General features: G+C 52.3%; 26 protein-coding genes. All 26 read left to right on the forward strand.

Annotated features, from left to right (window positions below; translation table 11 throughout):
- The first annotated feature begins 96 nt into the window (after window positions 1–96).
- The 26 genes from B2633_RS12845 (at window position 97) to B2633_RS12970 (ending at window position 24,415) form a co-directional block, all read left to right on the forward strand.
- Entirely contained in the window at window positions 97–729 is a 633-nt protein-coding gene (locus B2633_RS12845; RefSeq protein ID WP_483171105.1) for an FHIPEP family type III secretion protein, read from the forward strand.
- A complete protein-coding gene (flhF, locus tag B2633_RS12850) occupies window positions 726–1,880 on the forward strand; it encodes a flagellar biosynthesis GTPase FlhF (protein ID WP_483171107.1) in 1,155 nt (384 codons plus the stop codon). Before B2633_RS12845 ends, flhF begins: the two co-directional genes overlap by 4 nt.
- A complete protein-coding gene (locus B2633_RS12855) occupies window positions 1,877–2,788 on the forward strand; it encodes a MinD/ParA family protein (RefSeq protein WP_481040065.1) in 912 nt (303 codons plus the stop codon). The genes flhF and B2633_RS12855 overlap by 4 nt, the downstream gene beginning before the upstream one ends.
- Before the next feature lie 8 nt (window positions 2,789–2,796).
- Window positions 2,797–3,456 (forward strand): flagellar brake protein, encoded by a 660-nt coding sequence (locus tag B2633_RS12860; RefSeq protein ID WP_483171109.1) that lies wholly within the window; start codon window positions 2,797–2,799, stop codon window positions 3,454–3,456.
- Window positions 3,457–3,470: 14 nt separating this feature from the next.
- Window positions 3,471–4,532 (forward strand): protein-glutamate methylesterase/protein-glutamine glutaminase, encoded by a 1,062-nt coding sequence (locus B2633_RS12865; RefSeq protein ID WP_483171110.1) that lies wholly within the window; start codon window positions 3,471–3,473, stop codon window positions 4,530–4,532.
- Window positions 4,533–4,568: 36 nt separating this feature from the next.
- On the forward strand, window positions 4,569–6,596 hold the full coding sequence (locus B2633_RS12870; protein ID WP_483171112.1) for a chemotaxis protein CheW: 2,028 nt from the start codon (window positions 4,569–4,571) through the stop codon (window positions 6,594–6,596).
- Window positions 6,597–6,611: 15 nt separating this feature from the next.
- On the forward strand, window positions 6,612–7,082 hold the full coding sequence (locus B2633_RS12875; protein ID WP_481040057.1) for a chemotaxis protein CheW: 471 nt from the start codon (window positions 6,612–6,614) through the stop codon (window positions 7,080–7,082).
- Between the two features lie 13 nt (window positions 7,083–7,095).
- Entirely contained in the window at window positions 7,096–7,716 is a 621-nt protein-coding gene (locus B2633_RS12880; protein ID WP_481040055.1) for a chemotaxis protein CheC, read from the forward strand.
- Window positions 7,716–8,204 carry a chemotaxis protein CheD gene (locus B2633_RS12885; protein ID WP_483171114.1) on the forward strand — a complete coding sequence of 163 codons (489 nt, stop codon included), beginning with the start codon at window positions 7,716–7,718 and terminating at the stop codon, window positions 8,202–8,204. The genes B2633_RS12880 and B2633_RS12885 overlap by 1 nt, the downstream gene beginning before the upstream one ends.
- Window positions 8,205–8,978, forward strand: a complete 774-nt coding sequence (locus B2633_RS12890; RefSeq protein ID WP_481040051.1) for a FliA/WhiG family RNA polymerase sigma factor — start codon at window positions 8,205–8,207, stop codon at window positions 8,976–8,978.
- A 14-nt stretch (window positions 8,979–8,992) separates the two neighbouring features.
- A complete protein-coding gene (locus B2633_RS12895) occupies window positions 8,993–10,399 on the forward strand; it encodes a DUF342 domain-containing protein (RefSeq protein ID WP_483171115.1) in 1,407 nt (468 codons plus the stop codon).
- A gap of 14 nt (window positions 10,400–10,413) precedes the next feature.
- The gene (locus tag B2633_RS12900; RefSeq protein ID WP_481040047.1) at window positions 10,414–10,734 is read left to right on the forward strand and encodes a hypothetical protein; all 321 of its coding nucleotides are present in this window, start codon (window positions 10,414–10,416) and stop codon (window positions 10,732–10,734) included.
- Between the two features lie 15 nt (window positions 10,735–10,749).
- Window positions 10,750–11,310, forward strand: a complete 561-nt coding sequence (locus tag B2633_RS12905) for a DUF6115 domain-containing protein (RefSeq protein ID WP_483171116.1) — start codon at window positions 10,750–10,752, stop codon at window positions 11,308–11,310.
- Between the two features lie 401 nt (window positions 11,311–11,711).
- Complete coding sequence (locus tag B2633_RS12910) at window positions 11,712–12,692, forward strand: glycerophosphodiester phosphodiesterase family protein (RefSeq protein ID WP_483171117.1); 981 nt, start codon at window positions 11,712–11,714, stop codon at window positions 12,690–12,692.
- Between the two features lie 458 nt (window positions 12,693–13,150).
- Window positions 13,151–13,516: a hypothetical protein gene (locus tag B2633_RS12915; RefSeq protein ID WP_483171118.1), complete on the forward strand. Its 366-nt coding sequence runs from the start codon at window positions 13,151–13,153 to the stop codon at window positions 13,514–13,516.
- A 287-nt stretch (window positions 13,517–13,803) separates the two neighbouring features.
- Window positions 13,804–14,502 carry a 30S ribosomal protein S2 gene (gene rpsB / locus B2633_RS12920; RefSeq protein ID WP_481040043.1) on the forward strand — a complete coding sequence of 233 codons (699 nt, stop codon included), beginning with the start codon at window positions 13,804–13,806 and terminating at the stop codon, window positions 14,500–14,502.
- Between the two features lie 101 nt (window positions 14,503–14,603).
- Window positions 14,604–15,257 (forward strand): translation elongation factor Ts, encoded by a 654-nt coding sequence (gene tsf, locus B2633_RS12925; RefSeq protein WP_483171119.1) that lies wholly within the window; start codon window positions 14,604–14,606, stop codon window positions 15,255–15,257.
- A complete protein-coding gene (gene pyrH, locus B2633_RS12930) occupies window positions 15,257–16,000 on the forward strand; it encodes a UMP kinase (RefSeq protein ID WP_483171122.1) in 744 nt (247 codons plus the stop codon). The genes tsf and pyrH overlap by 1 nt, the downstream gene beginning before the upstream one ends.
- Window positions 16,001–16,004: 4 nt before the next feature.
- Window positions 16,005–16,562 (forward strand): ribosome recycling factor, encoded by a 558-nt coding sequence (frr, locus tag B2633_RS12935; protein WP_481040038.1) that lies wholly within the window; start codon window positions 16,005–16,007, stop codon window positions 16,560–16,562.
- 96 nt (window positions 16,563–16,658) lie between these two features.
- Complete coding sequence (locus tag B2633_RS12940) at window positions 16,659–17,402, forward strand: isoprenyl transferase (RefSeq protein ID WP_481040037.1); 744 nt, start codon at window positions 16,659–16,661, stop codon at window positions 17,400–17,402.
- A complete protein-coding gene (locus B2633_RS12945; protein ID WP_483171123.1) occupies window positions 17,395–18,183 on the forward strand; it encodes a phosphatidate cytidylyltransferase in 789 nt (262 codons plus the stop codon). Before B2633_RS12940 ends, B2633_RS12945 begins: the two co-directional genes overlap by 8 nt.
- Before the next feature lie 36 nt (window positions 18,184–18,219).
- Window positions 18,220–19,344 (forward strand): sporulation integral membrane protein YtvI, encoded by a 1,125-nt coding sequence (ytvI, locus tag B2633_RS12950; RefSeq protein WP_483171124.1) that lies wholly within the window; start codon window positions 18,220–18,222, stop codon window positions 19,342–19,344.
- Window positions 19,334–20,512, forward strand: coding sequence for a 1-deoxy-D-xylulose-5-phosphate reductoisomerase (locus B2633_RS12955; protein WP_483171125.1), 1,179 nt, complete (start codon window positions 19,334–19,336; stop codon window positions 20,510–20,512). The genes ytvI and B2633_RS12955 overlap by 11 nt, the downstream gene beginning before the upstream one ends.
- A 38-nt stretch (window positions 20,513–20,550) precedes the next feature.
- On the forward strand, window positions 20,551–21,582 hold the full coding sequence (gene rseP / locus B2633_RS12960) for an RIP metalloprotease RseP (RefSeq protein ID WP_483171126.1): 1,032 nt from the start codon (window positions 20,551–20,553) through the stop codon (window positions 21,580–21,582).
- A gap of 1 nt (window position 21,583) precedes the next feature.
- Complete coding sequence (gene ispG, locus B2633_RS12965; protein ID WP_483171127.1) at window positions 21,584–22,669, forward strand: flavodoxin-dependent (E)-4-hydroxy-3-methylbut-2-enyl-diphosphate synthase; 1,086 nt, start codon at window positions 21,584–21,586, stop codon at window positions 22,667–22,669.
- A gap of 15 nt (window positions 22,670–22,684) precedes the next feature.
- A complete protein-coding gene (locus B2633_RS12970; RefSeq protein WP_483171128.1) occupies window positions 22,685–24,415 on the forward strand; it encodes a proline--tRNA ligase in 1,731 nt (576 codons plus the stop codon).
- Window positions 24,416–24,424 lie beyond the last annotated feature (9 nt).

Below are 24,424 nucleotides of genomic sequence, written 5' to 3' on the forward strand. Positions count from 1 at the left end.
TGGAACCGGCCTTCAATCTGCCGGCCCGCTGGGTCGGCACCACGTACAAAGAGCATGCCGAACTGGCGGGATATACGGTAGTCGACCCCCCCCTCGGTGCTGGCCACCCATCTGACCTCGGTGATCAAAGCCCACGCTTTTGAATTATTGGGCCGGCAGGAGATTCAGAACATCATCAGCTATATCAAAGAAAGCCATTCCGCAGTGGTCGATGAGCTGATTCCCGATTTAATGAGTCTGGGTGATATTCAGCGGGTTTTGGGCAATCTGCTTAAAGAACAGGTGTCTATCCGGGACATGATCACTATTCTCGAAAGCCTGGCCGACTATGCCAAGATCACTAAAGACACCGATTTATTGACCGAGTATGTGCGCCAGGCCCTGAAACGGCAGATAACCAGGCAATACGCCAATGACCAGGGCAAACTGGCGGTTCTGACCCTGGACCCGTCTCTGGAGGAAATCCTGCGCGATTCGGTGCAGCAAAGCGAATTCGGCTCCTACCTGGCGGTGGACCCGGATGTTGCTCAGAAGATGATCGATCGTATCAGCAGTATGCAGGAAGACCTGAGCCTGCGCGGGCAGTCGCCCGTTCTTATCTGCGCCCCGGTACTGCGCCTTTATTTCAAACGCCTGATAGACCGCTTTATTTCCAACCTGGTGGTCTTGTCATACAATGAAGTCGACAGTGATGCCAATGTTGAAGTGATAGGGATGGTTTCGACATGAAAATAAAGAAGTATGTGGCCCGTGATTTTCAGTCCGCCCTGCAGCTGGCCAAACAGGAGATGGGGCCCGACGCCATTATATTGCAGACCCGGCAGGTGAAACCCCGGGGATTCCGGGGCTGGTTTTCGCCTCCCCAAGTAGAGATAACGGTGGCGGTCGACGACACCCTGCAGGTCAATACCGACAAAGCGCGGCAGAGCACGGCTAAGCCGGTCGAGCCGGAAGGAGCGGCGGCAAAGCCGGCGGTTATGATGACGGACCCCGGGGCCGAACTCGGCCTGATGCAGGAAATGCAGAAGATGAAGGCCATGATGAGCGACATTCAAGCCCGCATGTTTGAAGTCGATCTTCTCAAAGGCATGGCCGAGCCGGTGCGTTATTTTTATGAAATCCTCCTCCACAATAATGTAGACAAAAGCATCGCCCAGGAAATAGCCGCCAGTGTTGAAGCCCGCCTGCCCGAGTCCGGTGATGACCGATGGGCGCGCGATGTCTGCCTGCGCACCCTGCAGGAGTACGTGCAGGATATTTCTCCTATACAGCTGGAGACGGGCCGGCAGGGCCACCTGGTTTTTGTGGTGGGGCCCACCGGGGTGGGCAAAACCACCACCATTGCCAAACTGGCCGCCAATATGACCTTTCTGGAAAACAAGCGGGTGGCCTTGGTCACCCTTGATACCTACCGGATCTCTGCGGCCGAACAGCTGCGCACCTTTGCGGACATCATAGGAATTCCTATCAGTGTAGCCTTCACTCCCCTGGATCTGCAAGCCGCCCTGGAGGAATTCAAACAGCATGATATCATTTTTGTGGACACCGCCGGGCGGAGCCCCAACAACCGGGAGCACATGGCTGAACTGCATCAATTTGTGGAATTGGGCCACCCTGATGAAATTATCCTGGTATTGAGCGTAACCACCGACTCTAAAGACCTCATCAACGTATACCGGCAGTTTTCCATAATACCGGTCAATAAGGTGATATTCACCAAACTGGACGAAACTTACCGCTACGGCCAGATCATCAACGTCCTCAATGAGATTAAGCGGCCTTTGGCCTATTTCACCACCGGCCAAAACGTGCCCGATGATATTGAGGTCCCCGACTCCCTCAATATTGCCGCTATGCTGTTGAGAGGAGATGAGTCATGATAAGCGATCAGGCCGACAAGCTGCGCAAAATGGCTCAAGGGGTTCGCCAGCAAATAGAGGCCGAAATGATGGGCATCAGCAGAAAAACACGGACCGTTGTGATCAGCAGCGGCAAAGGCGGGGTGGGCAAAAGCACCCTGGCGTTAAACCTGTCGCTGAGCCTGTGCAGCGAGGGACAGCGGGTTATCTTATTGGATGCTGACCTGGGCCTGGCCAATATAGACGTTATGCTGGGGCTGTCACCCGAATATCACATTCAGCACCTGGTGCAGGGGCGAAAAAGCCTGAAGGATATTATCATAACCGGGCCTCTGGGACTAAAGATCATTCCGGGCGGTTCAGGCATCAACGAATTGGCCAACTTGAGCGATGCCGAGCTGAACCGGATATTGATCGAAGTGGGCAAGGTGGACGGCGATTACGATTACATGGTTATAGATACGGGGGCCGGTATATCTAAAAACGTGATCAGTTTTATGCTGGCCGCCGACGAGGTGATCGTAATCACCACCCCGGAGCCGACCTCACTGACCGACGCCTATGGCTGCGTTAAAACCATCGCCAAGCAATCTTATGCGGGCGGGGTGTCAGTGGTGATAAACCAGGTGTCTGACAATAACGAAGGATTGATGGTGGCCGAGAAATTTCGCCTGGTATGCAAACAATTTCTCAATGTTGATATAAAACTGCTGGGCAGCATCCCCAGCGACAGCCTGGTAGGGGAAGTGGTCAGGCAGCAGAAGGCCCTGATGCAGGCCTATCCGAGAAGTACAGCCGCCCGGCACATTCAGAACATCGCCAGGCGCCTGGTAAATCTCGGCGGCATGGCTTCACCGGCGGAGAGCGGCGGCAGCGGCATAAAGAAGTTCTTTCAAAAAATCACGCGCTTTATGCGGGACCATGGCTAGGGGGCGGCATGAAAAGCAGCGATATAAAGCTCAATATGCGCCTGGAGATAGGCCTCTTGATCAAGGATCAAATCGAGTATCTGCCGGCCCGGGTGGAGGGAATGGATGCCGAAACCCTCGCCCTTTCCATGCCTATGTGGCGGGGGGCCTTAATCCCGGTGCATCCTAAGCAGAGACTGGCGGTGCGCATTTTTTATCATGGCAGTTATTATGGATTTGACACCGCAGTGATCAGGCGTATACTCAAACCGCTGCCCTTGATGGCGGTTTATCGTCCCCAAGTAATTCAGGCAGTCGGGCAGCGGCGCAGGCATGTGCGTGTACATGCCGCTTTACCGGTGAAATTCCGCCTTCTGAGTGACAATAACAATAATTTCAGCGCTTATGAGGCTCAAACCGTCGACATCAGTGCCGGAGGCGTATTGCTGTCCACCGAAATTCCGGTCAAGCCCGGGCAAGAGCTTTTAGTGCAGCTATTCCTGCCCTCATCGGAAGTGATCACCTGCAAAGCTAAAACCGTGCGGGTCTTCAACCAAACCGGCAGCCTGGGAAAAGGGCAGGTCGCACTTCAATTTGAAGATATTTCTGAAAAGGACCGGGATCAGATTGCCCGTTTTGTGTTTGCCATGCAGCGGGAATTGATCAAAAAGGGTTTATTAGAAGCGTAAGAGGGGATGAACAAATGGCCAGGATTCGCGTGTTGGTAGTTGATGACTCCGCATTCATGCGCAAGCTCATCGCCGACCGCTTAAGCAGCGACCCCGGGATAGAGGTGGCTGGAACGGCCTCAAACGGGCGCGAGGCCTTGGAGCGCATTGAGGAACTCAAACCTGATGTGGTGACAATGGATGTTACCATGCCGGGCATGGACGGCTTGACCGCCTTAAAGACCATCATGCAGACCCGGCCGGTTCCGGTTGTCATGCTCAGCAACCTGACCAGCGAGGGCGCGGATGCTACCATGAAAGCCCTGGAATTGGGAGCAGTTGATTTTGTGGCCAAACCCTCCGCACAAATTTCACTGGATATCGCCGGCTCAAGCCACGATATAGTTAATAAGGTTAAAATTGCTGCGGGAACCCGGGGCAGTCTAAAAAAAATATCCCTGCGCAAGGCCTATGTGCCGGAACCGTCTCCCAGGACAGTATCCGGGCTGGAAGCCAGTTTAAACAAGCTGGTCTTGATAGGGACTTCCACCGGAGGGCCTAAAGCATTGCATCAGGTGATCCCCAAACTGCCCGGCCACATCAATGCCGCCATCCTGATCGTGCAGCACATGCCGGCCGGATTTACCCGCTCCCTGGCCGAACGGCTGGACCAGGTATCGGCAGTAAGGGTCAAGGAAGCCGAGCCAGGGGAGAAAATTCTTCCCGGTTGTGCTTATGTGGCTCCGGGGGATTACCATCTCAAAGTCGCCGCAGCAGCGCAATGGGGCAGGCGGGATTTGTTGGTGAAGCTGGATCAGTCACCCCCCTTGCACGGTTGCCGGCCTGCATTTGACGTCTTGCTGGCATCGGCTGCCGAACAGTTCTGGGCTCATATGGTTTGTGTGATTATGACCGGTATGGGCCATGACGGCGCCGCCGGTCTGCTCCAAGTCCGCGCCAAAAAGGCCCGGACCATAGCAGAACACCAATCCAGCTGTGTGGTGTACGGAATGCCCAAAGCGGCGGTGGAAACAGGGCAGGTGGATTTTGTGGTGCCCTTGCCGGAGATCCCCGGCACCATCATGAAATTGCTGTAGCCTCACCGTCATTGTAATAACCTGGAGGTGTTTCAATTGACGACAATTGATATGTCGCAATACTTGGATGTTTTTTTGGAAGAGAGCCGCGAGCATCTGGCCAATCTGAATCGGTGCCTTTTGGAATTGGAGCAGCAGCCCCATAATGGAGCGGCATTAAATGAAATCTTCCGGGCTGCCCATACCCTGAAGGGGATGTCCTCCACCATGGGTTTCGAGGACCTGGCCGACCTTACTCACCATATGGAAGATGTTCTCTCCAGCCTCAAGGAAGCGGTTTTGGAGGTCAACGGTCAGGTTACAGACGTATTGTTCCGGTGTTTTGACCGGATCCAGATCATGGTGGAAGGCATCGAAAGAGAGCGAAGCGGAGAGTTGGACAATTCTGACCTGGTGGCTCTCCTGGAAACCTTGAAAAGCGGCGATTCACAAGCGGCTGCTCTGGCCGAACCGGCGCCTGTGCCGGCCCGTGCGGCACAGGCTGAGGGTGAAGCGCCGGTCAGGTTTGAATTGAATGATTATGACCTCGCCCTCATTGATGAAGCCCGCAACAGGGGCTTTAAAGTTCTGCTTCTCGAAGTGGAGGTGGATCAGAATTGCGCCATGAAAACAGTACGCTCTTTTATGGTATTTAAAGCTCTGGAGTCTGAAGGCGACATCACCAAGGCAGCGCCGCCGGTACAAGATTTGGAGGACGGGAAATTCGATAGCGGCTTTTCCCTCCTGTATGTCACCCATCTTAATGCCGAAGAGGTGCAAAGGCGTATAAACGGCATTTCCGAGGTCAGGGCGAATAGCGTCAAAGAATTTGGTCTGGATGAGTACCAGGCTGGTCAAGTTCCAGATCAGGCCGAAGCAGACCGGGGCAATCCGGCGGCTCAAGCGCAGCCGGCCGATAACGGCTCCAAGGTGCAGAAATTCAAGCAAAAAGTGCGGGTTGACATAGAAAAACTGGATGAAATGATGAATCTGGTGGGCGAGCTGGTTATGCACAAAGGCCGCCTGGAGCAGATCGGCCTGATCAGTAAAAACAGCGAGTTAGAGGAGACCGTCGAGCAGGTGGACCGCATTACCACCGAACTGCAATCCGTGGTCATGAAGGTGCGCATGGTTCCTATCGAACAGGTCTTTAATCGTTTTCCGCGCATGGTCCGGGATCTGGCCAAAGAATTAGGCAAAGAAATCGATTTTATTATGGAAGGTCAGGAAACCGAACTGGATCGCACCGTGATTGATGAAATCGGCGACCCTTTGATCCACCTGCTGCGCAACGCCCTGGATCACGGTATTGAACTGCCTCAGGAACGCCTGCAGGGAGGCAAACCGGGCCGGGGCATGGTAAAATTGTCCGCCCGGCATGAAGGCAACAATGTCTACATCGAGGTGGAAGACGATGGACGCGGCATAAATTTGGAACGGGTACTGGAAAAGGCCGTAAACAAAGGCCTGATCAGCAGCCGGGAAGCCGAACAGATCACTGCGGAGGAGGCCTTCAGGCTGGTATTCACGCCGGGGTTCAGCACTGCAGCCGAAGTGACTGATGTATCCGGCCGCGGGGTAGGTCTGGATGTGGTCAAGGCCAAAATGGAAGCGATAGGCGGGGAGATCTCGGTGGCCTCCAAAGCAGGCCGGGGGACTCGCTTTACCATCAAGCTGCCTCTCACCCTGGCCATCATTCAAGCTTTAACGGTATCAGTCGGTGAAGAGATCTATGCCATTCCTTTGAGCAATGTTGACGAAACCACCATGATATCCGATCAGGATATCAAAATGGTGCAAAATCAGGAAGTCATTCTGCTCCGCGGCAAAGTACTGCCATTATACCGGCTGCGCAGCCTGTTAGACGTGCCCGGCGAGGCGCCCGTCCAGGAATCTACTTATGTTGTGGTGGTGCGGAAAGCAGACCGTCAGGCGGGGCTGGTAGTGGATGCCTTGATCGGCCAGCATGAGATCGTCATCAAGTCGCTGGGCAAGCTGCTGTCCGGCATATCGGGGCTGGCCGGGGCCATCGTGGCCGGAGACGGCAATGTTCATCTTATTCTGGATGTAGCCAGCCTGTTTTAGAGGAGGTTTTAGGTTATGCAGGCAGTAGAGAATAAATCTTACAGCGATTCCAAGCAAGAGATGCAGGTAGTCGCATTTCAACTGGGCCTGGAAGAGTATGCGGTAGACATCATCAATGTTCAGGAAATCATCAAGCTGCACAAAGTCACCCGCATTCCCCGAACCGAACCTTATGTGGAAGGGGTGATAAACCTGCGCGGCAATATCATCCCGCTGTTCAACCTGCACACCAAGTTTAAACTGCCCGCCCGGGGCAGCAGTGAAGACCAGCGTATCATCGTGTTCCAGCTGGATGATATTAAAGCGGCGATCATAGTCGACAAAGTATCCGAAGTTCTGCATATCAACACCGGGGATATCGAAGCCACTGACCACGTTTATCAAGGCATGAATGCCAGTCATATCAACGGTATAGCCAAAATTGAGGATCGGATTTTAATTTTACTTAATATTTACAAAATTCTCATTAATGATAATATTAGGTAGGTGGAATAAATTGGTGTACATCGGTGATCTTTCCAACATGCAGTTGGATGCGCTTCAGGAGATCGGCAACATCGGCGCGGGCAATGCCGCCACCGCCTTGGCTCAGCTGATCAACTCAAAAATTGAAATGAATGTCCCCAGGGTTAAAATCCTGCCGTTTGATACCGTTCCCGACCTGGTGGGGGGCGCTGATCGCCATATTATTGGTGTGTACCTGAATGTAGGGGGATCGGTCAGTTCCAATATCCTCTTCATGCTGCCTATTGAGCAGGCAGTGGTCTTGGTAGATTTACTTATGGGGAAAGGAATCGGGGAGACCCGGCCTGATAATCTCGGCGATTTGGAATTGTCTGCCATGCGCGAGATGGGAAACATAATCGCTGCGACTTACCTCAATGCCTTATCCGTTTTTACCCGGCTGACTCTGGTCCCATCGGTGCCGGCCCTGGCCATGGACATGGCCGGATCTGTTCTTGACGCTATATTGGCAAAGTTTGGCGAGGTTGCTGATCATGTTCTCCTTCTGGAGACCTGTTTTAAAAAAGATGACCACAATGTGGTGGGACACTTCTTTATGCTTCCCGAGCCTGAGGCTTTGGACACCATTCTCTCTGCGCTTGGGGTGAACAACTGATGGGCAATTTCGTCAAGGTAGGCATGGCTGATTACAAAATCGCCCGGGCCCCCAATAAACTGATAACCACAGGGCTTGGCTCCTGCATCGGCATCTGCTTGTGCGATACCAGAAGCAGGATAGGCGCCATGGCACACATCATGCTGCCGTCTGGTGAATTATCCCGGGGTCATACCCACAACCAGGCTAAATTCGCTGATACCGCACTGGAGATGGTTCTGGGTGAATTAAATAAGGACGGTATAAACGCCAACCGGCTTATCGCCAAAATAGCTGGCGGGGCTCAGATGTTCAAATTCCTGGGTGAGAGCGATATCATGAAGATCGGTTTGCGCAACGTGCAGGCCGTAGAGGAGAATTTGAAAAAACACAACATCAAGATGGTTGCCAAAGACGTGGGCGGAAATGTAGGCCGCACCATCGTTTTCGATCCTGCTACAGGTGAGTTGTTGATCAAAACACTCGGTGATGGGGAGAGAGTCATATAAATGAAAAGAGATATGAGCACGGTATGGGTTCAATATAAGGAAGGGCGCGAACTCGAAGCACGGGACGAATTGATTGTGCATTATGCCCATTTGGTCAAGTATGTGGCGAATCGGCTGGCTATCAATCTGTCTTCGGTAGTGGAAGTGGATGAGTTGATCTCCTATGGTATTGAGGGTTTAATCGATGCCATCGAAAAATTCGACCACAAGCGCAACATCAAATTTGAAACCTATGCCATCACCCGCATCCGCGGTTCCATCATTGACGGCCTGAGGGCCATGGATTGGGTACCGGTGTCGGTCAGGCAGAAAAGCAAAGAATTGGAGAGAACCTACACCAATCTGGAGGCCCGCCTGGGAAGGTCGGCTACTGACGCCGAGGTGGCCAAGGAGTTGGGCATTAGCCTGCAGGACTTCGCCAACCTTTTAAGAGAGGTGGCCGCTTCCACCATCATATCGCTGGACGATTTTATTCCCGGCGAGGACAGCGATAACCGTAAAAAACGTATCGTAGATATGCTGGAGGACGAAAACGCCGGAGATGCTTTGGAACTCCTGCAGCTTGGTGAAGTTAAAGAACTGCTGGCCCAGACCATTGCCCGATTGCCGGAAAAGGAAAAAATCGTGGTTGGCCTCTATTATTACGAGGGCCTGACCTTAAAGGAGATCGGAGCGGTTTTGAGCCTGTCTGAATCCAGGATATCACAGCTTCATACCAAAGCCATTATGAGAATGCGCGGCAGTCTCAGCAAAAGAAAGCACTTGGTGACGTAAATGAGGAAACGGATATGAACAGCATTGGCAGCACGGTTGACGGTGAGGCCATGGTGGCCATCGATGCAAACCGTATGAACGCTTATTTGGAAATAACTGCCCCTGTCGGAGACGGCAAGCCCTGCAGCAAGGAAAAAGCCCTGCAGGCCCTGACTGACAGCCGGGTGGTTTTTGGTATTAATGAAGTGTTGGTAAATAAAGCCTTGCAGAAGCACAACTGGGGCCAGACCGTACTGGTGGCCATCGGCAAAGAACCTCAGCATGGAATCAATGCTCAAATCATTTATCATTTCGATTTGCCGCAGCAGAAAAACAGCCCCAAAATTGACGAAACCGGCAATGCCAATTACAAGGATCTGGGGCTTATCCACAATGTCCGCACCGGCGAGCTCCTGGCCGAAAAGGTCCCTGGATCCCAGGGGGTTCCAGGAATGGATGTGACCGGGGTTCCCCTGGTGGCCAGAAAGGGAAAAGACCTTAAATTGGCAGGCGGCAAGAACACGGTTGTCGATCCCACCGGGTGCTACCTGTTTGCTCAAACCGACGGACATGTCAGCATGATCAGCAACCGCGTCGAAGTGAGCCCTATCTTTGATGTGCGCGGCGACGTGGATTACTCTACCGGGGACATCGATTTCATCGGCGCCGTGCGCATTATGGGCAATGTGATGACCGGCTTTAAAGTCAAAGCCGGGGGTGACATTGAGATCGGGGGCTCTATTGAAGGAGCTGAAGTGGTGGCTGAAGGCAGCATCCTGGTGCGGGGCGGTATCGGGGGAGGACTCAAGGGCTTTGTCAAGGCCGGGGGTAATATCACCGCCCGATTTGTGGAGAATGCACGCCTGGAAGCCGGAATGTCCGTATATGTGAAAGATGCCATCATCCAGTCTCAGGTCAAAGCCGGCGGCATGGTAAAAGTCACTGATAAAAAGGCCATTATCGTGGGGGGAGTAATACAGGCCGGCCGGGAAGTGGAATCCAAGGTCCTGGGTTCACAGCTGGCTACCCAGACGGTAGTGGAAGTCGGCATCAATCCGCACTACCGTGATGAATACCAGCAGATAACCAAAAACTGCGGAGAAAAGAGGCGCACCCTGGGGAATATCAACCAGAACCTGAAGCCCTACCAGCATCAGATCAACAACCCGGAACAACTGAGCAACAAACAAAAACAGATCTTGATGAGGCTTCTGGATGTTTACAGAACCCTGCGCCAGGAGATCGATGAGATGGAACAGCGCATGGAGTTTTTGGAAGATGAATTCGAGGGCAGTGAGAATGCTATGGTAAAAGCGCATGATGTGGCCTATCCCGGGGTCAGGATCAGCATCGGAAAGCTGATCTACATCATCAACGATCCCATTAAGTATTCGGCCTTTGCTGTAGAACGGGGAGAGGTGCGGGTAGTACCGCTGCGCTGAATGGGGGGGCAGCTATGAGCATCAAAAGCGTGGATATGCAGGTTTTAGTTCAAAAGGTAGCCGACATAGCTCGTATTCAACAAACCCAGCGTACTGAGGCCAGCCACCGCCAGGGTGAGTTTTCTCAGCTGATAAACAATCAAACCATAGCCAACCGGCAGACGGTTCGGGAACTGAGCGATCCTGAGGCTAAAACCCTGGAGGACAGACACAATAAAAAGCAAGAACAGGAACAAAGCCGTGACCGCCACCGTTCCGGCAATGAAAATCCGGACGGGGAGCAAGAGCTTTTCAAAGATTTTTTTAAAGGCAACACTATTGATATAAAGATTTAGGGGTTGATGTGAGAGATGTGGTTTATGGCTGTCTTCGCGGTTATCTTCCTCATCCTCCTGGGCTGGTTGTGGTGGGCTAAACAGGAAAGCGCCCGGGCCTCAGCCCTACAATTGGAGGAATTGATCAGTGAAGCCCGGATGGTAAGCCAGGATATGGAGGCCATGCTCAGTAACGCGGTGGACCTTTCCCGCAGCGTTATCGATGACTTCGACCGGCGCCTGCAAGCCGCCCAAAGCCTCCCCTCCAGGCTTGCTGCAGAACAGGCCGCGGGGCCTGACCCGGTAGTCCAATTCTATCAGGAGCTCGCCGCTGAGGCGCATTTAGAGATGCAGTCCGGGTCCGGGGAACTTAAGGCCGCAGTCGAACAATGCCAGCCGGCCGGCGCCGCTTCCGGGCCTTATGCAGAGGAAGATTACGAGGCCTACCGCCACATGCATCCTACCCTGGCAGTTCATCAGCTCTACAGGCAGGGGATGGATGTTAAGCAAATCTCCCAGATACTGCAGCGCGGACAGGGCGAAGTACATCTGATTTTGAATTTGGAGCGAAAAAAAAAGATGGATAAAGCCACTTGAAAGTATCATCAGCGCAGATTTTGGCAACATTATAGCAGGTGTGAAGCCCCATCCATATGCGGGCTTTTATTCATTGCAGAATCGCCGCGGATCGAATTATTGCCAAACCATCCAATCTCATGCTATATCAATTTTCCCGAGTTTTACAGTTAGGGCAAAAGAAACGTCTGGAATTAAGGATAGTTGTTTTTTGAAACGTGAAAGTTGTCCCCACAAAGTCTTTTCCTACTCTAAAATATAAACTATTTCTTTTTTTCCCTTGATTTATTATAATGAGGCGCTGCCTCGTTGCAGCGGTGTGTTGCAATTGCTCCGTAGCATCTCCCGATGTTTAAAATTGAAAGTTCCCGGCGAGGGGTAATATATTTGTATAGTCGATATTAATGGAGAATTAAAAGGCCATGAAGCAGTTGATAAATCTTCGTAAACGGAAAATGGTATGGGCGTTAATACTTTTGATTGCCTTTGTATATTTGAATAATACTTCCCTGCTAGCGGAACACCGTTCGGGCGAGCCGGTGCTTCTTGCCCATCGCGGTCTGGCGCAAACTTTTAGTATGGAAGGGATTACGAACGCAACCAACACCGCCCGGCGCATTTACCCGCCTGAGCATCCTTTTCTGGAAAACACGATTCCTTCCATGGAGGCGGCATTTCAGGCCGGGGCCGATATCGTCGAGCTGGATATCCAATCAACCCGGGACGGACAGTTTGCGGTTTTTCATGACGCGACGCTGGAATACAGAACGGACGGGAGCGGCTCCGTTAAAGACTATACCATGAGCGAATTAAAACGTCTGGATGTGGGCTGCAATTATACCGCTGATCAAGGCAAGACCTTTCCATTTAGAGGCCAGGGCGTCGGACTCATGCCTTCCCTTCAGGAAGTAATGAACCGCTTCCCGGACCGCTCGCTGCTCATTCATATTAAAACCAATGAGGCACAGGACGGGGAACTTCTGGCTGAATACCTGGGCAGACAATCCGATGCCCGCTTGAAGCAACTGGCGGTTTACGGCGGTGATAAGCCGGTAGCGGTTTTGCAGCAAAGGCTCCCCCGGCTTCGGGTTATGTCCATGGCAACGCTGAAGAAGGCTTTGCTTTCATATGCCGCGGTTGGCTGGACCGGATATGTTCCCGATTCCTGCAGGAATACCGAACTGCATATACCGCTTAAATATGCTTCTTTCTTATGGGGATGGCCGGACCGTTTTCTAAATCGAATGGACCGGGTCAACACCCGGGTGATTGTTGTAGCCGGTGACGGGAAATTCTCGGAAGGATTTGACACCCTTGACGACATCAAGCTGCTGCCTGACAATTACACAGGCGGGATCTGGACCAACCGGATTGACAGGATAGCCCCGTTATGGGCAAACTGAAAACGTGGCAGCATCAAATCTTGAGGAAGGATCGAAAGGTTATGAATCATAGCTGGAAATTTTCCCATTACCTGATTTCGGCCGTTATAATCATAGCGGCGATTCTGACCCTGCTCTGCACCTGGAGCCCGCTTTTATTTAACATTATCAATAATATTTACAGCCCTCCCCAATATAATGGTTTCGAGGTTCCCACCAGAGTGGTCGGGGTTAATTATCCGATCACTTCGCTGGTGTGGCTAGGCATTTTTTTCGTTATTTCAATAATTATATTAATATTATGGGCCAGGAGAAGAAGGGCTACCTCCGCCTTATTTTGGATGAATGGCATCTCTGTCGCTATTATCATTTCCCACCTGGTCATGTGGATCATCTGGCTTATTCCATTATTAGTACCTAACCTTGCTCTTTAAACATATGCTTCAAGTATCCGACAGTGATATTAAGGGGGTGTTTACATGCATTTCCTAACCGTCATTCTGTTTATGCTGGTCATCGCCATGGCTTTAATCCCTACCTGCCTGCTTATGGGCATATCGATAAAAGACCTGGCGGTAAAACGTCATTGGATCGTCTTACTTGCTTTAATGATGCTGGCTACACCATTCTCCCGGATCATAGAAGTAAAAACCGGGAGTTTCGCCGCCGGTCTGGTATCCGGTCCAGCGATCTTGCTGCTCGGTTTTCTGCCGGTGATATATGTTGATTCCTTAAGGAAAAGAAATAGTATTGGCTATAAAGGCATCTGGAAGAAAACCGGCGATTGGCTCGACCAGCCGGTTAAAACCTTGTTTTCTGCCAAAAAGTACTTTTTTATTATCTAACGGCATTTGATAAACAGCTGTCAAACCCGGGAGGATGGATAAAACCGCTGGAAGGTATCATCAGCGCAGATTTTGGCAAGACTATAGCAGGTGTGAAGCCCCATCCATATGCGGGCTTTTATTCATTGCAGAACCGCCGCGAATCGAATATTGCCAAACCACCAGGCTTATGTTATATTAATTTTTGGTAATTACACACGCTGCAGGACTGGCTGGCAGGTGCTCACCCGGTGAGTTTTCAGCCGGAATGAAACAGCGGAGGAATAAAACTGAAAGGAGGTGTTCAGGTGTCAGTAATTACTATGAAGCAGCTCCTCGAAGCCGGAGTGCATTTCGGACACCAGACACGCAGATGGAATCCCAAGATGGCTACCTATATTTATATGGAGAGAAATGGGATTTACATCATTGATTTACAGCAGACGGTACGGAAGTTTGACGATGCCTACAATTTTATTAAAAGCGTAGCCGCCGAGGGAAGAGGGGTCCTGTTTGTCGGAACCAAAAAACAGGCCCAGGAAACCATCAGGGAAGAAGCCAACCGTTGCGGCATGTATTTCGTCAATCAGCGCTGGTTGGGCGGCATGCTCACCAACTACAAAACCATCCGCAAACGGGTGTTGCGGCTGAAAGAATTGGAGAAGATGCAAGCGGACGGCTCCATGGAAGTCCTGACCAAGAAGGAAGTGGCTCGTCTTCTCAATGAGAAGGAACGATTGGAACGCTTCCTGGGAGGCATTAAGGACATGGAACGCTTGCCCGGCGCAGTATTCGTGGTCGATCCAAGGAAGGAAAAGATAGCCGTAGCCGAGGCCAGGAAATTGAACATACCAGTGGTGGCTATAGTTGACACCAACTGTGATCCCGACGAAATCGATTATGTCATCCCCGGCAATGACGATGCCATAAGAGCCGTAAAATTAATATCTTCTAGAATCGCCGATGCTGTTCTGGAAGGCAAACAAGGGGAACAGGTAAACGCATAACAGAGAGGGGTGCAGGGCTTGTTCCTACACCCCTTCTTTTTGGCTATAAAGATCTTATACGGACTGTTTAAGGATACACCGGAAATAGGAGGAATTGGATAATGGAAGTTTCAGCAGCAATGGTAAAGGAATTGCGTGAAAGAACCGGCGCGGGCATGATGGACTGCAAAAACGCCCTGGTATCGTGTGAAGGGGATGTTGAGAAGGCCATCGATGAACTGCGGGCCAAGGGGCTGGCCAAGGCCGCCAAGAAAGCCGGCCGGATAGCCAGCGAAGGTTTGGTGGTTTCATATATTCATGGCGGCGGACGCATTGGGGTTCTGGTGGAAGTCAACTGTGAAACCGATTTTGTGGCCAAAACCCCGGAATACAAACAGCTGGCTTATGACATCGCCATGCAGATAGCCGCCTCCAATCCCACTTATGTCAGGCGCGAAGAGGTCCCGGCCGTAGAAATGGAGCGGGAGCGCCAGGTATTGAGAGCCCAGGCCCTGGAAGAAGGCAAGCCGGAGAAAATCATCGAGAAAATGATCGACGGACGCATCGAAAAGTACTATAAGGAAAACTGCCTCATGGAGCAGCCCTTTATTAAAGATCCTGACAAGACCGTGGAACAGCTCATCCATGAAACGATCGCCCGCATCGGCGAAAATGTCAATGTGCGCCGTTTCGCACGCTATGAGGTGGGCGAAGGCATTGAAAAAGAAAAGGCTGATTTTGCCTCAGAGGTTATGGCCCAGATTCAATCCAAATAATGGGACAGAGCGGGGAGGTTGACAGTTTGCGGAGCCCCAAATACAAACGCATCATTCTCAAACTCAGCGGAGAAGCCCTGTCTGGGAATGATAGTTACGGCATTAATCCAGAAACCCTATCCACCATCGCCGCCCAGGTTATTGAGGTGGCTCAATTGGGGGTAGAAGTAGCAATAGTGGTTGGCGGGGGCAATATCTGGCGTGGGGTGGCCGGCAGTGCCAAAGGCATGGATCGTGCTACCGCTGATTTCATGGGTATGCTGGCAACTGTCATCAATGCCCTGGCCCTGCAGGACGCCCTGGAATCGAAGGACTACCCCACCAGAGTGATGTCAGCCATAGAGATGAGGGAGGTCGCCGAACCTTATATCAGGCGGCGGGCCATCCGCCATCTGGAAAAAGGCCGGGTGGTGATCTTTGCCGCCGGGACCGGCAACCCCTACTTCTCTACCGACACTGCCGCAGCATTGCGCTCTGCGGAGATCGAAGCCGAAGTAATTCTGATGGCTAAAAAGGTTGATGGGATTTATGACAGCGATCCGGTGGTAAACCCCGAGGCCAAGAAATTCACCGCACTGGATTATATCGATGTTATCAATATGGGCCTTGGGGTGATGGATTCCACGGCCGCCTCACTGTGTATGGATAACAACATCCCCATTATTGTCTTTGATTTGAATCAGCAAGGCAATATCTTAAAGGCGGTCATAGGGGAGAAGATTGGCACTTATGTAGGGAGGTAAACCGATGATCAGAGATATCATTAACGATGCTGAAGACCGCATGAAAAAGAGTATGGAGCATCTCACCAAAGATCTGGCTTCATTGAGGGCAGGGCGTGCCAATCCTGCCATGGTGGAAAAGCTCAGTGTGGATTACTATGGGGTCGGCACACCCATAAACCAGCTGGCTAATATAACCGTGCCGGAAGCCCGGCTATTGGTGATTCAGCCCTGGGATAAGTCCATAATAGCCGATATAGAAAAATCTATCATGAAATCTGATCTGGGGATAACCCCCAGCAATGATGGCAATGTGATCCGCATAGCCATACCACAGCTCACCGAAGAACGGCGCAAAGAGCTGGTCAAGGTGGTCAAGAAGAGGGCTGAGGAGGCCCGGGTTGCGGTGCGCAATATTCGCCGTGAAGCCAATGACATGCTCAAATCCAGCGAGAAAGACAAACTCGTCTCCGAAGATGAGAGCAAAAAGGGCGCCGACGAAGTGCAAAAACTGACCGACCGGTATGTCAAGAACGTAGACGCCATTCTGCAGACCAAGGAAAAGGAAATCATGGAGGTATAGTTGCGGGTTTTATTTCCAGTCTAGTGCGGTTATAATATTGAGTAAACTACTATACCCCCTCATGGGGGTATTATCGTTTCGGAGAGAAGGGATAAAGTGGGTGCTGGGAGCGAGGATCTGCCACGCCATATTGCGGTGATAATGGATGGCAACGGGCGCTGGGCCAAAAAGCGGTTAATGCCCCGGACCATGGGGCACAGAGCAGGTATGAGCGCTTTAAAGCGACTGGTTAAGTCGATGGGCGAGCTCAATATCCCCTATCTGACGGTTTTTGCTTTTTCCACAGAAAATTGGCGGCGCCCCACTGAAGAAGTGGATTACCTGATGAACCTCCTGGTGGAATACCTGTTTAAGGAACTGCAAGAACTCCATGAAAACAATGTAAAAATCAATATACTGGGGGATTACCGTTTATTGCCACCGAGGTGTCGGCTGGAATTGGAAGAGGCCTTGAAAAAAACCAGGAATAATGACGGGTTAACCTTCAGCATCGCCCTCAATTATGGAGCCAGACATGAAATCCTGGCTGCAGTGAAGAAAGCCGCCGCTTTGGTGGCTGGTGGAAAGATGTCGGCCGATGCCATCGATGAGGGTTTTTTTTCGTCATTGCTGTCCACTGCCGATCTGCCTGACCCGGACCTGCTGATCCGCACCGCCGGAGAGATGCGCATCAGCAACTTTTTGCTCTGGCAGATCGCCTATACCGAAATATGGGTAACCCAACGGCTGTGGCCCGATTTCAGCCAACAGGATCTCTTGCAGGCCATCGCTGATTTTAAGAACCGGGATCGCCGTTTCGGCGGACTGAGCCGACAGGATAAAGGTGAAAAACATGTTTAAAACCAGGGTAATCACCGCCCTGACCGGCGTCACCATCATCCTGTTCTGCCTCTATCAGGGCGGAATGTTTTGGAAAGGCCTGTTTTTCGTTATGGCGGTAGTATCGCTTTACGAATATCTAGACATGATGAAGCACAAAAACATTCCGGTACTGTGGCTGCCGGGTTATGGCCTTTTGCTCCTCTTGTGGGCTGCTCCGCTCCTGTCTGAAGAGTTGATCTGGGCAGGTCTTACGGCAGTCGGCCTGGCGATGGCGGCTTTCGGGGTATGGTCCTATCCCCGCATTACTATCGCAGAGCTTTCCTTAAACTTGTTCGGGCCGTTTTACCTGGGTTTAACCCTGCAGTATTCCCTGCGCGTGTTAAACCTGGCCGATCCTTTTTTGATCATGCTGTTGGCTCTCCTGTTGACCTGGGCCAGCGATGTGGGGGGCTATGCGGTGGGCATGTTATGGGGGAAGCGCAAGCTGGCGCCTCAATTGAGCCCCAAAAAAACCTGGGAAGGCGCTCTGGGCAGCGTGTTATTCTGCCTCTTTATTGCGCTGACATATGCTCATTTTACTGCGCTAGCTCCGGTAAAGAGCGCATATCTTATAATATTAGCACTGCTGGCCAGCCTGGCAGCCCAGCTGGGTGATTTATTTATGTCGGCAATAAAACGTTATTTCGGTGTTAAGGACAGCGGTTTTATCATCCCGGGGCATGGCGGCATGTTAGACCGCTTTGACAGCTTTATCTTGGTACTGCCGCTGGTATACTACGGCTTTCATTTCCTGATGTAGCACCAGCCCAACCATATATAAAAAGGAGGGTGCCAGATGGATCCGGAATTGCTCAAATACACCAAAACTTTTATCAAACTGGGAATTGCTGTTCTGGTTCTGGTGATAATCTATCTGTTCATGTCGGTTGTGGCCCCTGCCCTGATTGCTGTTTTGGCCCGGCTTCCCGAGGTGTTCCTGCCTTTTATCATCGCAGTTTTGCTGGCGGTATTGATTGAGCCCCTGGTGGTGTTTTTTGAGGTAAAACTGAAGTTTAACCGCGCCCTGGCCACATCAGCCAGCCTCCTCCTGGTGGTAGGGGCCTTTATTTACCTGGTTTCGCTGGTGGTCTCGGTGGTGATCAGCGAGATAACCCGTCTATTCCCGCTGCTGGCGAATTATTCGGATCAGGTGGCGGCGCAGATCATCGACGCCGTCAGCAATTTTCAATGGTTTTATGTACAGCTCAATCTGCCCCCTGCCGCCCAGGCGGCTATCGAAAACAATCTGCAGAAAGGCGTGGATGTGCTTTCCGGCTTAATGAACAGCACCATTGACGGCCTGACCCAGTTATTGTTGATACTGCCCGGACTCCTGGTTTTCATGATAATCACCACCGTAGCCACTTATTTTATTATCAATGACCGTTCCGTGATCAGAACCTTCATCCTGAGCAGCCTGCCAGGGAGCTTCCGCTCTCAGACCAATAATGTGGTCACCCAGCTATTTCAGGCTTTGACCGGCTTCGCCAAGGCCTATAGCATTCTCATCACCATCACAGCCATCATCACCATGGTCTCCCTGAAGCTGCTGGGAATTAAATATATCCTCACCATCGGGCTCCTGGTAGGGCTTTTGGATATCATGCCGGTGTTAGGCCCCGGGGTGGTATTTCTGCCCTGGGCTTTATACAATATCTTGGTTGGCCAGACCGGTCTGGGGGTAAGCCTTCTGGTGATTTATTTGGTGATTTCAGGGGTGCGCCAGGTTTTAGAGCCTAAAATAGTAGGAGACAATATAGGCCTTCACCCCCTGGCCACTTTGATCTCTTTATATGTCGGCTTGCAGCTGGCCGGAACCACCGGACTCATCCTGGGCCCGGTGCTGCTGGTCATACTGATCGCCAGCCACCGGGCCGGCATGCTGGAGCGTTTTGATTGGAGGAAAAAAAATGAGGTCTGACGGCAAAACCGGAGTGGTGGTATTGGGATCAACTGGATCGATCGGCCGCCAGGCCCTGGATGTGATCGATAAATACCGGGATCGTTTCAGCCTGCTGGGCATAGCGGCATATAACGAAGCAGCCTTGCTGCAAGAACAGATAGCAAAATTTCAGCCCCGGATGGTGAACGTAACCGACCAGAGGGCATATATGGCCTTAAAAGCGGGCTTGCCTGCAGGAACAGGGCTATCCCTGGGTATGGAGGCCATGTGTGAACTGGCTGCCTGGCCTGAAGCCGATATTGTCCTGGTGGCAGTAAGCGGGGCTATAGGCATAGAACCAACCCTGACCGCGATTGCAGCCGGCAAACGGGTGGCCCTGGCCAATAAAGAAACCCTGGTTGCAGCCGGGGATCTGGTAATGCACCGGGCGGCCCGGGAGGGAGTCATGATTTTGCCGGTGGACAGTGAGCATTCCGCGATTTTTCAATGCCTGGCCGGGGAAGAAGCCCATTTGCATAAGATCTGGTTAACCGCCTCCGGCGGGCCGTTTCGTGGTTATTCACCGCAGCAGATGCGGAATGTAACCGTAGCCATGACCCTCAAGCACCCCACCTGGATGATGGGGCCCAAGATTACGGTCGACTCGGCCACCTTGATGAATAAAGGACTGGAAGTGATCGAAGCTCACCATCTCTTCAAGGTGGATTACGATTCCATTGAGGTGGTGGTACATCGGGAGAGCGTGGTACACTCCCTGGTGGAATTTACCGACGGTTCCTTCCTGGGCCATTTAGGGCCGCATGATATGCGCATCCCCATACAGTATGCGCTGACTTATCCGGAGCGTATGGAGAGCCCGGCAGTAGGCCTGGATCTCACCGCTTTGGGAGCGCTGCACTTTGAAAAGCCTGACCGGGCGAGCTTCCCGGCTCTGGACTTAGCTTATCAGGCCGGCAAGGCCGGGGGTACCATGCCGGCGGTTATGAACGCTGCCAATGAGGTGGCGGTCTCGGCTTTTCTCGCCCAGCAATTGAGTTTTATGGGTATCGTGGATGTGGTCACTGCGGTGATGGAAAAACAACATCAGAAAGCGGCTTCGGATTTAGAGACTATTCTGGCTGCAGACCGATGGGCCAGAAAAGAGTCTGAAATGATAATACAGCAGCTGGCTGCAAAACGGGTATAATGATAATTATAGATTAGAGTCCGTAAAGGAGGCATACGATGTCAATTATCCTCACTGTGATAGTACTGGGTGTTCTTATTTTTGTTCATGAATTAGGACATTTTCTCACCGCGCGTGCGGTCGGCATCCCGGTTTATGAGTTCGCTCTGGGTTTTGGCTACAAAGTGATCTCATTCACCAAAAACGGGGTGGAGTATTCTTTACGGCTCATCCCCCTGGGGGGGTTCGTACGCATGGCGGGGGAAGAGCCCGGAGACAATGAAGACCCCAACGGCTACAGCCACCGCACCCCTCTGGAAAAGATCAAGGTGGCGGTGGCCGGGCCTTTTATGAATCTTTTCCTGGGCCTTTTGATCTTTATATACAGTTATGCTTTTATCGGATTGCCTTCAGCCACTAACGAGCCGGTAATCGGCAGAGTCATAAGCGGCGAACCGGCTGCGGCCGCAGGCGTTCAGCCCGGAGACCGGGTCCTGGCCATTGACGGGGAGGCCATCGGCTCCTGGGAACAAATCACCGCTGTGATGAGCCAGAAGCACCCCGGTGAGAAGATCACCCTCACCATTCAGCGTCAGGAACAGACTATGAATCTGGAGATGGCGCCGCGTCAGAGCAGCAGCACCGGGAATCCGGCTATCGGGGTTATGGGTCAGGTTGTATATGAAAAACAAGGTATTTTACAATCCATATCCTATGGCTTTCAACAGACCTTTATGCTGACCGGGGCTTTGTTAAGCGGCTTATGGACCATCATCACCGGAGCCGCCTCTTCCGGCGATCTGGCCGGACCGGTGGGGATCACTATGATGGTAGGGGAGGCGTCGCAGTATGGGGCCATCTTCTTGCTATCGTTCATCGCTTTTTTGAGCATTAATCTGGGGATCTTAAACCTTCTGCCCATACCCGCTCTGGATGGAGCCCGGGTGGTATTCGCCCTGGCCGAGCTGTTGCGGCGCAAACCCATTGATCCGGAAAAAGAGGGTTTCATTCACTGGCTGGGGTTTCTTTTCCTGATGCTGATTATAGTTTTCGTAACCTACAACGATATACTGCGATTGATAAAGGGTTAGTATGATGAGAAGGAGAACCCGGGTCGTCAAGCTGGGCGGGCTGCTGATCGGCGGAGGCCACCCGGTGTCGGTGCAGTCCATGACCAGCACCGACACCAGAGATATCGCCAAGACTGTCGCTCAGATTCAAGCTCTGGAAAAGGCGGGCTGTGAACTCATAAGGGTGGCGGTGGTGGACCAAGAGGCCGCCCAGGCTATAGCCGAGATTAAGAAACACATCACTATCCCTCTGGTAGCCGACATTCACTTTGATTACCGCCTGGCTTTGCTGAGCATCGCCTCGGGATGTGACGGCCTGCGTCTAAATCCCGGCAATATTGGGGCAGCCTATAAAGTCCAGGAAGTGGTGAGGGCCTGCCGGGACAGGGGCATACCGATTCGTATCGGGGTTAACGCCGGTTCTTTGGACAAGATCATAGCTCAAAAATACGGAGGCACAACCGCTCATGCCCTGGTGGAGAGCGCCCTGGCCCATGTGAACATACTGGAGGCCATGAATTTCGACAACTTAAAAATATCCCTGAAAGCCTCTTCCGTACAGCTGACCGTCGAGGCTTACCGGCTGATCAGTGAAATGGTCGACTACCCGCTGCACATCGGTATCACCGAGGCCGGCACCATGGAAAGGGGTTTGATCAAATCATCCCTGGGCCTGGGCATCCTTCTGGCCGAGGGGATCGGCGACACTATGCGGGTGTCTTTAACGGCCGATCCGGTAAACGAGGTATGGACGGCCTACGAAATTTTGCGTGCCTTGGGGCTGCGTCAACGCGGGGCCGAACTGATTTCCTGCCCCACCTGCGGCAGGTGTGAGATAGATCTGATAAAAACCGCCCGGCAAATCGATCAGCGGCTGCGGGAAATAGCGGCGCCCATCAAGGTGGCGGTGATGGGATGCGTGGTCAACGGGCCCGGCGAAGCGCGCGAGGCCGATATAGGGGTGGCCGGGGGCAAAGAAGTCGGGTTGTTGTTCAAAAAAGGAGAAGTCATCCGCAAAATTCCGGAGAGTCAATTGACTGAAGCATTGCTTGCGGAAATCATCGCACTCTTGGAGCAAAATGAAGAATCTGCCAAATCGCCTGAGTAAGGAGGAGGTTATATAATGCGCTGTTCCCAGTTGTTTTATCCGACCCTGAGAGAGGTGCCCAGCGAAGCTGATGTAATCAGCCATCAATGGCTGTTAAGAGCCGGATTTATTCGCAAGACCACATCCGGGGTGTATACCTACCTCCCCCTGGGCTACCGGGTTATCAAAAAGATCACCGAAATCGTGCGCCAGGAGATGGATCGGGCCGGTGGGCAAGAGGTGATGATGCCTATCGTTCAGCCCGCTGAATTGTGGCAAGAATCCGGCCGCTGGGATGTTTATGGAGATGAGATGTTCCGCCTGCGGGATCGCCATCAGCGGGCTTACTGTCTGGGGCCCACCCATGAAGAGATTATCACCACCCTGGTGGATGCGGATGTTCACTCTTACCGGGATCTGCCCCTGTTGTTGTATCAGATCCAGAACAAGTATCGTGATGAGATAAGGCCCCGTTTCGGATTGATGCGCGGCCGCGAATTCATCATGAAAGACCTGTACTCTTTCGATGTGGATCAGGAAGGACTGCAGGTCTCTTATGAGAAAATGCGCGAGGCCTACAATCGCATTTACCAGCGCCTCATACTGTCCTATCGCATGGTTGAAGCTGACAGCGGCGCCATCGGGGGCAATGCCAGCCACGAATTCATGGTTCTGGCTGAAACCGGAGAATCCGAAATCGTCTATTGCGACAGCTGCGAATATGCCGCCAATGTGGAAAAAGCCGTGTGCAGCCCGGCTGCAGCCGGAGAGGCTGCGGGAGGTCGGGAATGCGGTGAAATGGTTACCATCTCTACTCCCGGCCTGAGGACCATCGCCGACCTGGCTGAACATATGGGCATCCCTGCGGAGGAGCAGGTCAAAACTCTTTTCTACACCGCTGATCAGGTGTTGGTGGCGGCGTTGGTGCGGGGCGACCGGGAACTCAATGAAATCAAGCTTAAAAACGCCCTAGGATGCAATGAATTGCTGATGGCCGACGAGGCTCTGGTGCGGCAACAGTGCGGAGCCGGATTCGGCTCTCTGGGTCCGGTGGGGTTAAAAGTGCCTCTGTATGCGGACCTGGAAGTGCCTCTGATGGCTAAAATCAGCTGCGGCTGCAACCGTGACGACTATCATTACAGTCAGGTGAAATTCGGCCGTGATTTTGAAGCCACAGCCGTTTTAGACCTGCGTTCGGCAGAGGTTGGAGACCCCTGCCCCCACTGTGAAGGCCATCTTCTAAAAATGCGGGGTATAGAGGTGGGGCATATCTTTCAGTTGGGATTGAAATACTCCCTGGCCATGGGCGCCGCTTATCTTGACAAAGACGGGCAGCAGAAGCCTTTTGTGATGGGGTGCTACGGCATCGGGGTATCGCGCACCATGGCGGCCGCGGTGGAGCAAAACCACGACCAGGACGGCATCATTTGGCCGCTTCCCATAGCCCCCTACCAGGCTATTGTGGTGCCGGTCAACGCGAACAAAGCTGAGCAATGGGAGGCGGCCTGGAGGGTTTATGAACAGCTAAAGAACCTGGGGGTTGAGGTCTTGATCGACGACCGCGATCAGCGCGCCGGGGTTAAATTCAAGGACGCTGATCTGATCGGCATACCCCTGCGCATTACCATTGGCCCCAAATCATTGCAGGAAAACCAGGTGGAATTGAAGAAGAGATGGGAAAGTGAAAACCGGCTTATTGATATCGACCAGGTAGCCAGAGAGGTAGCCGAAATAATAAAACAGGCCGACCAGGTCCTGATAGGATAAAAATAGTGG

The organism is Syntrophomonas sp. UBA1041, from assembly GCF_002316705.1.
Lineage (GTDB): Bacteria > Bacillota > Syntrophomonadia > Syntrophomonadales > Syntrophomonadaceae > DTU019.

Excerpts from the sequence above, each read along its gene's own strand:
- B2633_RS12945 (WP_483171123.1), top strand. The coding sequence starts at position 17,395 with ATGTTTAAAACCAGGGTAATCACCGCCCTGACCGGCGTCACCATCATC.
- B2633_RS12970 (WP_483171128.1), top strand. The coding sequence starts at position 22,685 with ATGCGCTGTTCCCAGTTGTTTTATCCGACCCTGAGAGAGGTGCCCAGC.
- B2633_RS12875 (WP_481040057.1), top strand. The coding sequence starts at position 6,612 with ATGCAGGCAGTAGAGAATAAATCTTACAGCGATTCCAAGCAAGAGATG.
- B2633_RS12885 (WP_483171114.1), top strand. The coding sequence starts at position 7,716 with ATGGGCAATTTCGTCAAGGTAGGCATGGCTGATTACAAAATCGCCCGG.
- B2633_RS12905 (WP_483171116.1), top strand. The coding sequence starts at position 10,750 with ATGTGGTTTATGGCTGTCTTCGCGGTTATCTTCCTCATCCTCCTGGGC.
- B2633_RS12895 (WP_483171115.1), top strand. The coding sequence starts at position 8,993 with ATGAACAGCATTGGCAGCACGGTTGACGGTGAGGCCATGGTGGCCATC.
- pyrH (WP_483171122.1), top strand. The coding sequence starts at position 15,257 with ATGGGACAGAGCGGGGAGGTTGACAGTTTGCGGAGCCCCAAATACAAA.
- B2633_RS12890 (WP_481040051.1), top strand. The coding sequence starts at position 8,205 with ATGAAAAGAGATATGAGCACGGTATGGGTTCAATATAAGGAAGGGCGC.
- ispG (WP_483171127.1), top strand. The coding sequence starts at position 21,584 with ATGATGAGAAGGAGAACCCGGGTCGTCAAGCTGGGCGGGCTGCTGATC.
- B2633_RS12855 (WP_481040065.1), top strand. The coding sequence starts at position 1,877 with ATGATAAGCGATCAGGCCGACAAGCTGCGCAAAATGGCTCAAGGGGTT.
- B2633_RS12860 (WP_483171109.1), top strand. The coding sequence starts at position 2,797 with ATGAAAAGCAGCGATATAAAGCTCAATATGCGCCTGGAGATAGGCCTC.
- rseP (WP_483171126.1), top strand. The coding sequence starts at position 20,551 with ATGTCAATTATCCTCACTGTGATAGTACTGGGTGTTCTTATTTTTGTT.
- ytvI (WP_483171124.1), top strand. The coding sequence starts at position 18,220 with ATGGATCCGGAATTGCTCAAATACACCAAAACTTTTATCAAACTGGGA.
- flhF (WP_483171107.1), top strand. The coding sequence starts at position 726 with ATGAAAATAAAGAAGTATGTGGCCCGTGATTTTCAGTCCGCCCTGCAG.
- B2633_RS12900 (WP_481040047.1), top strand. The coding sequence starts at position 10,414 with ATGAGCATCAAAAGCGTGGATATGCAGGTTTTAGTTCAAAAGGTAGCC.
- B2633_RS12955 (WP_483171125.1), top strand. The coding sequence starts at position 19,334 with ATGAGGTCTGACGGCAAAACCGGAGTGGTGGTATTGGGATCAACTGGA.
- B2633_RS12910 (WP_483171117.1), top strand. The coding sequence starts at position 11,712 with ATGAAGCAGTTGATAAATCTTCGTAAACGGAAAATGGTATGGGCGTTA.
- frr (WP_481040038.1), top strand. The coding sequence starts at position 16,005 with ATGATCAGAGATATCATTAACGATGCTGAAGACCGCATGAAAAAGAGT.
- tsf (WP_483171119.1), top strand. The coding sequence starts at position 14,604 with ATGGAAGTTTCAGCAGCAATGGTAAAGGAATTGCGTGAAAGAACCGGC.
- B2633_RS12865 (WP_483171110.1), top strand. The coding sequence starts at position 3,471 with ATGGCCAGGATTCGCGTGTTGGTAGTTGATGACTCCGCATTCATGCGC.
- B2633_RS12915 (WP_483171118.1), top strand. The coding sequence starts at position 13,151 with ATGCATTTCCTAACCGTCATTCTGTTTATGCTGGTCATCGCCATGGCT.